The following is an 11,747-nucleotide window of genomic DNA, read 5'->3' as shown; positions in this document are numbered from 1 at the left end:
GCTTGCGGGAGGGGTGGCCGAAGGCCGGGGTGGGCCTGAAGTTCCAGAGGTTACAGGCCCACCCCGGCTTCGGCTTCGCCTCAGCCTCCCCTCCCGCATGCGGGAGGGGAGAAGAGCGCACTATCACCGCCGCTGGCGAGCAGGCCTGACAGTCTTTTCGCCTTCAGGAGCGATCGAGATCTGGACGGCTTCGCCTGAACGGCCCGGGAAATCGGTGAAGATTGCCTCGACCAGATTGGGTACCAGATACTGCAGGTTCTTGCTGCGTGACTGGGCTTCGGCGCGGCCTTCGAACAGGCGCGAATTATCGGCGGTGCGATCGATCTTCAGATCTATCTCGCTGGTATAGACCGTGTAGCTGCGAACATCGTTGTTCCAGCCATTGCCGAAGATGAACGGGTCGTTGAACCCCCAACCGAAGCCACGGCGACCATAGAAACCACCGCGTCCCCAGGGACCGAACCCGCCACCAAAGCCGCCGCCGAAATTGTCCGAGACGACCTTTTCACGGCCGTTGTCGACGGTGTAGGCAAAGCTCACCACCATATCGGCGCGGGACGGATCACTGGCGGGCACATAGCCGAGCTGCGACATTTGCTGGGTGACGAGGCCGGCATACTGCCCAAATTCCAGCCCGCCCTGCAGGCGAGGATCGGAGGCAGTGACGACGAAGCTTTGTCCCTGGGGAGCGGGCAAAGCCTGGAAGCGGGCGACGTCCGCCTTGAAAGGGGTGGCACATGCCGAAAGCGCGAGCGCCAGCGCAGGCACCGCAATCAAGGCAGCACGGCGTGAAAAGCGGCTGCGAACAGTCATGAATATCTCTCCATCGCGGACCCGCGCGACTCTGCGCGGTCCGTGTAATGGATATAGGTCTAGTCTGTCGCGAATGAACCCCGTTTGAACGCATTTGCGATGGTCGGACTCAGATTGCCCGCAATGTTAGCATGGATCAATTGCAACCAAACTCCGGAATCGGGGTGGCTCAGCGCATCAACCCCAGCGCGTCATAGGCACGGGCCAGCGTCGGCGCGGCCACCGCGCGGGCCTTGGCAGCACCCTTGTCGAGAATTGCATCGAGCGCCACGTCGTCGTCCTTCAAGGCGACAAAGCGTTGCCGAATCGGGCGGAGCGTTTCGACCAGAACTTCGGCCAACGCTGGCTTGAACGCGCCGAAACCCTGGCCTGCAAACCGTGCGCACACCGAATCCGGGGTCGCTTCCGTCATCGTCGCGTAGATTCCGACAAGGTTGAGCGCCTCGGGACGGCCTGCCAGATCGGCCGCGACCTCGGGAAGCGGCTCCGGATCGGTCTTGGCCTTGCGCACCTTCTGCGCGATCGCGTCGTCGTCGTCGGTCAGGCTGATCCGGCTCATCTCCGACGGGTCCGACTTAGACATCTTGGCGGTACCATCGCGCAAGCTCATGATCCGCGCCGATTCCTTGGGAATGTATGGCTCCGGAAGGGCGAACACCTCGACCCCGAAATCGGTGTTGAACTTGGTGGCGATGTCGCGGGTTAGTTCCAGATGCTGCTTCTGGTCTTCGCCCACCGGAACGTGCGTTGCCTGGTACAGCAGAATGTCGGCGGCCTGCAGCACCGGATAGACGAACAGGCCGATGCTGGCGCCTTCGCGGTTCTTGCCGGCCTTGTCCTTGAACTGGGTCATCCGGTTGAGCCAGCCGATGCGGGCGGTGCCGTTGAGCAGCCAGGCAAGTTCCGCGTGCGCAGGCACCCGCGCCTGGTTGAACAGCACGCTGCGGTCCGCGTCGATGCCGCAGGCGATCAGCGCGGCGGCCATCTCGCGCACGTTGCGGATGCGGGTCTCGCGTTCTTCGTGCACGGTGATCGAGTGCAGGTCGGCGAGGAAGAAGAAGCAGGCGCTGTCGGCATCCATCTCGTCCTGCATCTTCACCCAGTTGCGGATCGCACCCAGATAATTGCCCAGGTGCAGATTGCCGGTCGGCTGGATGCCGGAAAGGACACGCATGATGATCTTCTCTTTCGCTTTTGCGGGAGGGGGTTAAGCTGGCTACGCCTTGCGGCGCAGCATCGCCTTGATCTCGCCGGGCCGGTAGGTCCCCAGCGCCAGCGCCGCCAGCCCATACAACGCTGCGCCGCCGCCGCACAAGACGGCAAGTGCCGCGATCCGCTCGATCAGCCTGCCATCCATGAAGCTGTCCGCCAGCCGCGAACCCAGCCACAGCCCTGCGCCCATGATCGCAGCGGCCACCAGCATGCGCCACAGCTTGGCGATCAGCCGGGGATCTGGCTGGATATGACCGCGCTTGTAGAGCACGCCGAACAGCAGGGCGACATTGACCCAGGCCGAAATCGCCGTCGCCACGCCAACCCCGACATGCCCCAGCGGCCAGATAAGGATGAGGTTGCCCACCAGATTGACCACCATCGCGATCAGCGCCAGCCGCACCGGGGTCTTGGTGTCGGCGCGGGCGTAAAAGCCCGGGGTCAGCACCTTGATCAGCACATAGGCCGGCACCCCGCACGAGAAGGCCGCAAGCACCCGCGCGGTTGCGATGGTATCAGCGGCGCTGAACGCGCCATACTGGAACACGCCGTGTATGATCGGCACGGCCGCCACCACCAGCGCAACGGCGGCTGGCAGCGCCAGGAACAGCGCCAGCTCCAGCGCGCGGTTCTGGGTGTTGTGGGCCGCCGTGGGATCGCCGCTGCCGATCTGACGCGAGAGCAAGGGCAGGATGACGGTGCCGACGCCGATACCGATCAGCCCCAGCGGCAACTGGTTCAGCCGGTCGGCATAATAAATCCACGACACCGCGCCTTCGCCCAGATAGCGCGCGGCGAGCGAGGTCGAAATCAGCAGGTTGAACTGGATCGCGCCCTGGCCGATCGCGGCCGGCGCGATCAGCACCAGCATCGCCTTGACGTCGGGCGAGAGCCGCGGGCGCGAGAGCTTGAGGACGACGCCGCTCTGGCGGCAGGCCAGGATCAGCCACGCCAGCTGCAGCACGCCAGACACGGTCACGGCGACTGCCTGGGTTACCGCAGTGTCCGCCTCGCTCTGTCCGCGAAACAGCACCAGTGCCGCGATCATGCAGATGTTGAGCAGGATCGGCGCTGCAGCATTGACCCAGAAGCGGTTGATCGAATTGAGGATCCCGCCGAGCAGCGACACCAAAGAGATCAGCCCCAGATAGGGGAAGGTGATGATCGTCAGATGCCGGGCGAGCGCGAACTTCTCGGGCCCGCCATCGGGGAAGCCGCCGGTCATCGCATAGACCACAGGGCCTGCTGCCAGCATCATGATCGCGGTGAACACGATCAGGAAGGGGACGAGCACCGAAAGCACCTGGCCGGCAAAGGCACGCGCGACGTCCATGCCGCTGCCGGGCTCGGCGATTTCGCCCTCCGCCAGCTTGCGGTTGAACATCGGTACGAAGACCGCTGCGAACGCGCCTTCGGCAAACAGCGCGCGGAACAGATTGGGCAGCCGCCAGGCGATCAGGAAGGCGTCGGCGGCCATCCCCGCGCCGATATAGCGTGCCATCAGCATGTCGCGCGCCATACCCAGCACACGGCTTACCAGAGTGAGGCCGCCGATGGTGGATACGGCGCGGAGCAGGTTCATGCCGGATGCGCCCTAGCGCTGCCGGGCGTCAGGCGTTGCCTTCTGCCGGGGGCATCGGGGCGCCGAAATTGGGGTCTTGGCTCTGCTGTTCGTAAAGCGCGGCAAAATCGATCGGCTCGAGCACCAGCGGCGGATAGCCGGCATCGCGGATGACATTGCCCAGGATCAGCCGGATGTTGGGAAAAACCATCCGTGGGGTATCGGCAAACAGGAAACGGCGAACCTGTTCCTCATCCATTCCGCGAATGCCCAGCAACGCGCCATAGGCCAGCTCGACCAGATAGGCGGTGCCCTGCTCGGCCTTGGCCGCGATGGTATAGGTGCAGATCATCTCGTGCACTTCTTCGCTCAGCTGGCGCGATTCGGCGCGGAACTGCACATCGAACGCCAGCTGGCCCGGCCACTGATAGCTGTCGGGCGCATTGGGGTTCTCGACCGAGAGGTCTTTGACATATTGCGAGATCAGGCCCGCCTGGGGGCCGGATGCGCCATTCAGCGCCGGGTTCTGCGAGCTCACGGTGCCGTCTTCGGCCATGGATAATCCCTTTCATTGATCGGCGCTGCCAGCGCGTCTTGCGCGGCGCTCTAATGCCGCTTCCCGTGCGGTGCAAGCGCCGCGAATGCACAGCGCCCAACGACTCCGCGATGCAAGTTTTTGTCCCCCAAAGCAATTTGCATATTGGCCGACATGCCCTATGTTAGGCATTCGCGCTGACCTTTTAGCAGCATTGTGGTTGAAGCGGGCGGGCAAACGGGAAGACTTGTGACGGTAGAAATCATCATCTTGGCCATGGTTGCAGCGTTTTTGGGCCTTCGCCTCTATTCGGTCCTGGGTAAACGCACCGGGCACGAGCAGGAACCCCTGACGCGCGGCATGGACACGCCGGTGGCCAAACGTCCGACCTCGATCGAGCGCCCGCAGCTTGACGACAAGCCTGCTGCGATGACACCTGGCACGTCGACCGTGTTCGACATCGCCGCCGAGCCCGGCATCCGCCAGATGCTCGCTGCCGACCGGACCTTCGACGTCGCACGCTTCCGCGATGGCGCCAAGGCGGCCTATGGCATGATCCTCGAAGCCTTTTGGGCGGGCAATCGTGAAGACCTGCGCACTTTCTGCGACGACGAAGTCTACGAGAGTTTCTCGAGCTCGATCGAGCAGCGCACCACGCGCGGCGAAACGCTGGAAAACCGTCTCGTGCGGATCGATGAGGCACGGATTGTCGATGCCGAATACGATGCCCCGATGGCGCGGATCACGGTGCGTTTCGATGCGGACATCGCAGCTGTCGTTCGCGGCCCCGATGGCGAACTCGTCGCCGGGTCGCTGACCGATGCGGTTGCCACCCACGACCTGTGGACCTTTGCCCGCGACCTGCGCAGCAATGATCCCAACTGGATTCTGGTCGAAACCGATCAGGCCTGATGTCGGCTCGCCGGGGGATCGTCACGCGCCGGCTCGCGATCGGTCTGCTGCCGCTGGCGCTGGCCGGCTGCGCAGGCGTAGTCCCCTCGGGCGGCGCCAACTCCACGCAGCCACCATCGCGGCTTCCCTATGAGAACGAGCCTCCTGCAGCTGGTCCGGTTCGGCCGGCGCCAGCCCCGACGCCTTCGGGCGCATCTTCCAGCTATGCGATCCCTCGTGCGGTGCCGCTGCCGGCGCTGACCGGGTCTGCAATCACCGCGAGCGCGGATAGCACACAGGCTGCGGGCCAGATGCTGCGGCGCGGCCCCGCCATCGCCAGCCTGCCGATTGCCCCGGATGATGCCCGCGCAGCGCTGGTCGCCTTCCGCCTGACCTGTCCTGCGGTCACCAAGCGCACCGATGCCAGCGGCCTGACCCGGCCCGAGGACTGGCGCGGCGCATGCGATGCTGCGGCGCGCTGGTCTGACAGCGATGCCGCGCGGTTTTTTGCAGATCAGTTCGAGGCGGTGCAGGTGGGCGAGGGGGCAGGCTTTGCCACCGGCTATTTCGAACCCGAAATCGCCGGATCGCGCACGCGCCGCCCGGGCTTCGAGGTGCCGGTCTATGGCCGCCCATCGGACCTGGTCGATGTCGACCTGTCGCCATTTTCGTCCGAATGGGCTGGCAAGCGCGTGCGCGGCAAGCTCAAGGGCACCGATCTTGTCCCCTATGATGATCGCACCCAGATCGAACAGGGATCGCTTGATGGTCGCGCGCCGGTCATCGCCTGGGCGGCGGACGCGATCGATTTCTTCTTCCTGCAGGTGCAGGGATCGGGCCGGTTGCGCGCGGCCGACGGATCGGTGGTGCGGATTGGTTATGCCAGCCAGAACGGCCGCGACTATACCGGCATCGGCGCGCTGATGCGCGACCGGGGATTGCTCGCGCCGGGGCAGGCCAGCATGCAGGGCATCGTCGCCTATTTGCGCGCCAACCCCGAAGAAGGCCGCGCGATCATGCGCGAGAACAAGAGCTTCGTGTTCTTCCGCGAACTCACCGGGCCTGGCCCGTTGGGCGCATTGGGCTATCAGGTCGAAGCCGGCAGCAGCGTTGCCGCCGACCCCAAGTTCGTGCCCCTGGGCGCGCCAGTGTTCCTTTCGATGGACCGCGCCGAGCCCAACGGGCTGTGGATCGCGCAGGACACCGGCGGCGCAATCAAGGGGGCGAACCGCTTCGACACCTTCTGGGGCGCGGGTGAGCAGGCCAAGGTTATCGCCGGCGGCATGTCCGCGCGCGGCCTCGCGCTGATCCTGCTGCCGCGCGGCAGCTACGACCGGCTGGCGCGGCAGGCGCGCTGACTCATGAGCCGACGGCCGCTTTCTGATGCGGAAGCGGCCCTGTGGAAGCGGGTGATCGCCACCGTCGAGCCGTTCAAGGACAAGGTGCAACCTTCTCCCCTTCCGCCTGCGGGAGGGGCAGGGATGTCCGGCAAGGCCGGTCAGCCCGGGGGTGGGCCTGTAAAGTCCGGCTTGCCGATCAGGCCCACCCCCGGCGCAAAGCCTGCGGCTTTGGCCGACCCCTCCCGCTTGCGGGAGGGGAGAGTGACCAAACCCACGCCATCCTGGACCTTCACCGAGGCCCCGCGGCCCTCGGTCGCGGGCAATCTCGATGGTCACTGGGACCGGCGGATGGCCAAAGGCGGGGTGCAGCCGGATGTGACGATCGACCTGCACGGCCATACCCTGTCGAGCGCCTATGCGCGGCTCGACATGGCGCTGGGCCAGGCCAAGGCGGCGGACATGCGGCTGATGCTGCTGATCACCGGCAAGGCGCGTGCGCCCGACAGCGGTCGCGGCGCGATCCGCGGGGCGGTATCAGACTGGCTGCAATCCTCGCGCCACGCGGGCGACATCGCCGCAGTGCGCAATGCCCATCCCCGGCACGGCGGGGACGGGGCCTTGTACATCGTGCTGAGGCGGCGGCGGGGCTGAGTTCACAACCCTAAGTCGTCACCCCCGCGCACGCGGGGGTCCCGCTGCTTCCTGTAGGTCAGCGCAAAAGCGGGATTCCCGCGTTCGCGGGAATAACGAAGATGCTCAATCCTCCTTGGGGTCGAACTCGAGCGACGCGCTGTTCATGCAATAGCGCAGGCCTTCGGGTCCCGGACCATCGGGGAAGACATGGCCCAGATGCCCTTCGCAGCGCGCGCAGCGCACCTCGGTGCGGATCATGCCGTGGCTCGAATCGACGATCTCGGTGACCGCCTCGCCTTCGACCGGTGCGGTGAAGCTGGGCCAGCCAGAGCCGCTGTTGTACTTGGCGTCCGATTCGAACAACGGCGCGCCGCAGCCTGCGCAGCGGTACATGCCGTCGCCCTTGTGGTCGTTGTACTTGCCGGTGAAGGCGCGCTCGGTGCCGCCTTCGCGCAGCACGTGATATTGCTCGGGGCTGAGCTTTGCGCGCCAATCGGTTTCGCTGTTTTTGCTGTCTGCCATGGGTCTCTCCTGGGGAGCTAACAACATGGGCCGACTGCAGGCACAGTCAAGACGCGCGAGCGGCGACCCGCGCGATTTCCAGCAGTTCCTGCTCCAGCAGCAGCGCCGGGCCGGGGGTGGCCCGCATCATCGCCTGCTGCAGCGCGAGCAGCCGTTCGATCAGCCGCGCCATATGCTGCGGCCGGCCCCAGGCGCGCAGCTGGCGGGTCCAGTCCTGCTGGCTTCCACCGCCCCATAAGCGGCGGCTGCGCATTTCCTGGGTGACCCAGCCACCAACGTCGCGCGCATTGCCCATGCGCTGCGCGGCGGCGGCCAGCTGCATCACCTGCCGTTGCATGACGATGACGAGACCGACTTCTGACACCGCCTGTTCCCGCATCCGCTTGAGCTCTTCGGGAAGGCGCTTCAGATCACCCGACAGCGCAGCAGAGATGATCGGTTGCATCGCATCGTCTTCGGCATCGGCGCGCAGCGCGGCGATCGCTTCGCGGGTCACTGCCTTGGGCTCCTGAACGCTTGAATCGAGATACAGCGAGAGCTTCTCGATCTCCTGCGCCGCCAGCCTGCGATCGGCGGCGGTGAACCCCGCGATGACGTGCGCCAGATCGGGCTCGATGGTCAGTCCGGCCTCGCGCCCCAGTTCGATGACGATTTTTGCCATGTCGTCGGGCCCGGGCAATTTTGTCTGTACCGCCAGAGCGTTGGGCGCGGCGAGCACCGCCTTGGCGATGCGTGATTTCTCGCTGATGCCGCTTGCCAGCATGACCACGGGGTTGATCGCGTTGTCCGACGCCAGCAGCGCCTCGACCGCGGCCAGGCTTTCCTCGCCGCTGGTGGTGACTCGGATATAGCGAGTGTCGCCGAACAGCGACATCGAGGCAGCTTCTCCCGCCAGCAGCGAGGGGTCGCGCGACAGTTGCGGTCCGTCGAGTTCGGTACGCTCGATGCCCTTGCCAAAGCCCGCGATCAGGTCGGCTGCGAGCGCGGCATTGCCGCCGTCATCGGTGCCGAAGATCAGGTACAGGCGGATTTCGGGGCGCGGCCTGCGCGCCAGGGCACGGATCGATGCGGCGTCCGCCTTCATTGCGCGGGCGCAACCTCACGCGCGAACAGCGACAGCCGGGTGACGATCTGGTCGGCGATCTCGAGCGACAGGTTCTCCAGAGCGCGGTTTTCCGCGGCGATGGTTGCATACTCGCTGCTGACGATGTCGATACCTGCGTCCGATGCGGCGGTGGCATCGAGCACCACTTCACCGGTGGCAGCTTCCACCAGCTGATAGCGCGCGCGCAATGTCCGCCGCTCACGCGTCACCTGGTCGTTCGCGAGCAGGCCGAACCCGGTGATCTGGTCATCCAGCACCACCTGCAGCTGGAACCGGCTGGTGCCGCCGCCCAGTGCGTCGAGTCTGTCGTCGAGCGCGTTTCTGACCAGCCAGCCGGCACGGCCCTGGATCGGCGCGACGCTGACATCGCCGAGCGTCGTGGCGACGGCGCCCTGCGTGCCCGAGGAATACAGCGGCTGCATTCCGCAGGCGGACAGCGTGGCGAGCAGCGCGAGCGGCAAAAGGCGGCGCATCATCAAAATCCTCCCCTGCAAGGGGAGGGGGACCACGAAGTGGTGGAGGGGTGACACCCCATCGCCGAAGGGGACACCCCTCCGTCAGCCCTGCGGGCTGCCACCTCCCCTTGCTGGGGAGGATTTGAAAGGGCATTCCACATCACCATCACACCACCAGATTGACCAGCCGGTCAGGCACCACGATCACCTTGCGGATCTCGGCGCCGTCAAGGCTACGCTGCACTTTGTCGGATGCCAGCGCAAGCCGTTCGAGCTCCTCGTTGGGCAGCCCCTTGGCCACGGTCAGCGTATCGCGGAGCTTGCCCTTGATCTGCACCGCAATGGTGACCTCGTCCTCGACCAGCAAGGCCGGATCGACCTCGGGCCAGCTCGCATCGGCGACCAAGCCATGGCCTTCCATCAGGTTCCAGGCCTCTTCGGCCAAATGCGGCACCATCGGCGCGACCAGCTTGGCCAGCGTGCGGATCGCGATGTTGCGGCTGGCGGATTTCTCGGCCTTTTCGATGGCGTTGGTGAGCTCGTACAACCGCGCCACCGCCTTGTTGAAGGCCAGCGCCTCGATGTCCTTGCCGATCAGATCGATCGTCTGGTGCAGCTTGCGCTCCAGAGACTTGTCTTCGCCTTCGGCCGCCTCGATCGAGTTGAACACCCGCCACAGCCGCTGGACGAAGCGCCAGCAGCCTTCGATGCCCGCCTCGCTCCACGGCAGATCGCGCTCGGGCGGGCTGTCCGACAGCATGAACCAGCGCACCGCATCCGCGCCATACTGGTCGACGATGGCATCGGGATCGACCACGTTCTTCTTGGACTTGGACATCTTCTCGACGCGCCCGGCAACCGCCGCCTCGCCGGTGTCGGTGATGATCCAGTCGTCGCCGCGCTTTTCAACCTGATCGGGGCTCAGCCATTTGCCGCTGGTATCCTGCCAGGTCTGGTGCGTGACCATGCCTTGGGTGAACAGGCTGGCAAACGGCTCGGTGACATCGAGCTTGCCGATCCGCGCGAGCGCACGGGTCCAGAAGCGGGCGTAGAGCAGATGCAGAATCGCATGCTCGACCCCGCCGATATACTGGCCAACCGGCATCCATTTGGCGATCTCGTCGCGGTCGAACGGCTTGTCGTCGGGCTGGCTGGCAAAGCGCAGGAAGTACCAGCTGGAATCGACGAAGGTATCGAGCGTGTCGGTCTCGCGCAGCGCAGCCTTGCCGCATTTGGGGCAATCGACATGCTTCCAGGTCGGGTGGCGTTCGAGCGGATTGCCGGGGATGTCGAAGCTGACGTCCTCGGGCAGCACCACTGGCAACTGGTCCTTGGGCACCGAAACCACGCCGCAATCCTCGCAGTGGATGAACGGGATCGGCGTGCCCCAGTACCGCTGGCGCGAGACGCCCCAGTCGCGCAGCCGCCACACGGTGGTGCCTTCGCCCCAGCCTTCGCTTTCGGCGCGTGCGATCACCGCGGCCTTGGCCTCGTCGACACCCATGCCGTCGAGGAACGACGAATTGATGATCTTGCCGGGGCCGGTATACGCCTCGCTCTGGATCGGGATGGCTTCGTCACCTTCGGCTGCGACGACGCGGGGCACCGGCAGCATGTATTTGCGCGCGAAATCAAGATCGCGCTGGTCGTGCGCGGGCACGCCCATCACCGCGCCGGTGCCATAGTCCATCAGCACGAAATTGGCGATGAACACCGGCAGTTCCCAGGTGATGTCGAACGGATGCAGCGCGCGCAGCCCGGTGTCGAAGCCCAGCTTTTCCGCGGTTTCCAGCTCGGCGGCGGTGGTGCCGCCGGCCTTGCAGCGTTCGATGAATGCGGCAGCTTCAGGGTTGTCCGCTGCAATCTTCTGCGCGATCGGATGATCCGCCGCGATCGCGACAAAGCTCGCGCCGAAGATGGTGTCGGGGCGGGTGGAATAGACGGGGATCGTCAAAGAGCCCGTCACGTTGAAGCTGAACGTGAGTCCTTGCGACTTGCCGATCCAGTTGGCCTGCATCGAACGGACCTTTTCGGGCCAGTCGCCCAGCGTATCGAGGCCCTCGAGCAGCTCGTCGGCAAAGTCGGTGATCTTAAGGAACCACTGGCTCAATTTGCGGCGCTCGACCTGCGCACCCGAGCGCCAGCCCTTGCCGTCGATGACCTGTTCGTTGGCAAGCACGGTCTGGTCGACCGGGTCCCAGTTGACCGCGCTCTCCTTGCGATAGACCAGACCCGCTTCATACAGATCGACGAACAGCGCCTGTTCGTGGCCGTAATATTCGGGCTCGCAGGTGGCGATCTCGCGGCTCCAGTCGAGCGCGAAGCCCAGCCGCTTCAGTTGCTTGCGCATCGATGCGATGTTGTCGCGGGTCCAGCCGCCCGGATGCACGCCCTTTTCCATCGCGGCGTTCTCAGCCGGCATGCCGAACGCGTCCCAGCCCATCGGGTGCAGCACCTCAAAGCCCTGCATCCGGCGATAGCGCGCGATGACATCGCCCATGGTGTAGTTGCGCACATGGCCGATGTGGATGCGTCCCGATGGATAGGGAAACATCTCGAGCACATACGCCTTCTTCTTGGCGCTGTTGCTGTCCGCCTTGAAGGACTGACGTTCTTCCCACACCGATTGCCAGCGGGAATCGGCGGCCAGCGGATTGAACCGCGTTGTCTCGTTCATGGT

General features: G+C 65.3%; 11 protein-coding genes. 3 read left to right on the top strand and 8 right to left on the bottom strand.

The window, feature by feature from the left end:
- Window positions 1–123 precede the first annotated feature (123 nt).
- The 4 genes from QUV11_RS01725 to QUV11_RS01710 all read right to left on the bottom strand — a co-directional run bounded on the left by QUV11_RS01725 (window position 124) and on the right by QUV11_RS01710 (window position 4,142).
- Window positions 124–813 (bottom strand): DUF4136 domain-containing protein, encoded by a 690-nt coding sequence (locus tag QUV11_RS01725; protein ID WP_300880205.1) that lies wholly within the window; start codon window positions 811–813, stop codon window positions 124–126.
- Between the two features lie 169 nt (window positions 814–982).
- Window positions 983–1,987, bottom strand: coding sequence for a tryptophan--tRNA ligase (trpS, locus tag QUV11_RS01720; RefSeq protein WP_300880204.1), 1,005 nt, complete (start codon window positions 1,985–1,987; stop codon window positions 983–985).
- 42 nt (window positions 1,988–2,029) lie between these two features.
- A complete protein-coding gene (gene murJ / locus QUV11_RS01715) occupies window positions 2,030–3,607 on the bottom strand; it encodes a murein biosynthesis integral membrane protein MurJ (RefSeq protein WP_300880202.1) in 1,578 nt (525 codons plus the stop codon).
- A gap of 28 nt (window positions 3,608–3,635) precedes the next feature.
- Window positions 3,636–4,142, bottom strand: a complete 507-nt coding sequence (locus QUV11_RS01710; RefSeq protein WP_300880201.1) for a protein-export chaperone SecB — start codon at window positions 4,140–4,142, stop codon at window positions 3,636–3,638.
- A 228-nt stretch (window positions 4,143–4,370) separates the two neighbouring features.
- Between QUV11_RS01710 and QUV11_RS01705 the strand changes: the two genes are divergently transcribed.
- From QUV11_RS01705 to QUV11_RS17170, 3 genes are all read left to right on the top strand, one after another.
- Window positions 4,371–5,033: a Tim44/TimA family putative adaptor protein gene (locus QUV11_RS01705; protein WP_300880200.1), complete on the top strand. Its 663-nt coding sequence runs from the start codon at window positions 4,371–4,373 to the stop codon at window positions 5,031–5,033.
- Window positions 5,033–6,370 (top strand): MltA domain-containing protein, encoded by a 1,338-nt coding sequence (locus QUV11_RS01700; RefSeq protein ID WP_300880198.1) that lies wholly within the window; start codon window positions 5,033–5,035, stop codon window positions 6,368–6,370. Before QUV11_RS01705 ends, QUV11_RS01700 begins: the two co-directional genes overlap by 1 nt.
- A 243-nt stretch (window positions 6,371–6,613) precedes the next feature.
- A complete protein-coding gene (locus QUV11_RS17170) occupies window positions 6,614–7,003 on the top strand; it encodes a Smr/MutS family protein (RefSeq protein ID WP_367279832.1) in 390 nt (129 codons plus the stop codon).
- Between the two features lie 105 nt (window positions 7,004–7,108).
- Here the strand turns inward: QUV11_RS17170 and msrB are convergent, their stop codons facing one another.
- From msrB to leuS, 4 genes are all read right to left on the bottom strand, one after another.
- Window positions 7,109–7,507: a peptide-methionine (R)-S-oxide reductase MsrB gene (gene msrB, locus QUV11_RS01690; RefSeq protein ID WP_300880193.1), complete on the bottom strand. Its 399-nt coding sequence runs from the start codon at window positions 7,505–7,507 to the stop codon at window positions 7,109–7,111.
- A gap of 46 nt (window positions 7,508–7,553) precedes the next feature.
- Complete coding sequence (gene holA, locus QUV11_RS01685) at window positions 7,554–8,591, bottom strand: DNA polymerase III subunit delta (protein WP_300880191.1); 1,038 nt, start codon at window positions 8,589–8,591, stop codon at window positions 7,554–7,556.
- Window positions 8,588–9,085, bottom strand: a complete 498-nt coding sequence (lptE, locus tag QUV11_RS01680; protein WP_300880188.1) for an LPS assembly lipoprotein LptE — start codon at window positions 9,083–9,085, stop codon at window positions 8,588–8,590. The genes holA and lptE overlap by 4 nt, the downstream gene beginning before the upstream one ends.
- A 148-nt stretch (window positions 9,086–9,233) precedes the next feature.
- Window positions 9,234–11,744: a leucine--tRNA ligase gene (gene leuS / locus QUV11_RS01675; protein WP_300880186.1), complete on the bottom strand. Its 2,511-nt coding sequence runs from the start codon at window positions 11,742–11,744 to the stop codon at window positions 9,234–9,236.
- Window positions 11,745–11,747 lie beyond the last annotated feature (3 nt).

Source organism: Blastomonas sp. (genome assembly GCF_030373265.1).
Taxonomy (GTDB): domain Bacteria; phylum Pseudomonadota; class Alphaproteobacteria; order Sphingomonadales; family Sphingomonadaceae; genus Blastomonas.
Note: the sequence above shows the minus strand (reverse complement) of the source record. Positions and strands in the feature narration are given on the sequence as shown.

Coding starts and splice junctions, on each gene's coding strand:
- holA (WP_300880191.1), bottom strand. CDS start 8,591: ATGAAGGCGGACGCCGCATCGATCCGTGCCCTGGCGCGCAGGCCGCGC.
- QUV11_RS01700 (WP_300880198.1), top strand. CDS start 5,033: ATGTCGGCTCGCCGGGGGATCGTCACGCGCCGGCTCGCGATCGGTCTG.
- msrB (WP_300880193.1), bottom strand. CDS start 7,507: ATGGCAGACAGCAAAAACAGCGAAACCGATTGGCGCGCAAAGCTCAGC.
- trpS (WP_300880204.1), bottom strand. CDS start 1,987: ATGCGTGTCCTTTCCGGCATCCAGCCGACCGGCAATCTGCACCTGGGC.
- lptE (WP_300880188.1), bottom strand. CDS start 9,085: ATGCGCCGCCTTTTGCCGCTCGCGCTGCTCGCCACGCTGTCCGCCTGC.
- leuS (WP_300880186.1), bottom strand. CDS start 11,744: ATGAACGAGACAACGCGGTTCAATCCGCTGGCCGCCGATTCCCGCTGG.
- murJ (WP_300880202.1), bottom strand. CDS start 3,607: ATGAACCTGCTCCGCGCCGTATCCACCATCGGCGGCCTCACTCTGGTA.
- QUV11_RS01710 (WP_300880201.1), bottom strand. CDS start 4,142: ATGGCCGAAGACGGCACCGTGAGCTCGCAGAACCCGGCGCTGAATGGC.
- QUV11_RS01725 (WP_300880205.1), bottom strand. CDS start 813: ATGACTGTTCGCAGCCGCTTTTCACGCCGTGCTGCCTTGATTGCGGTG.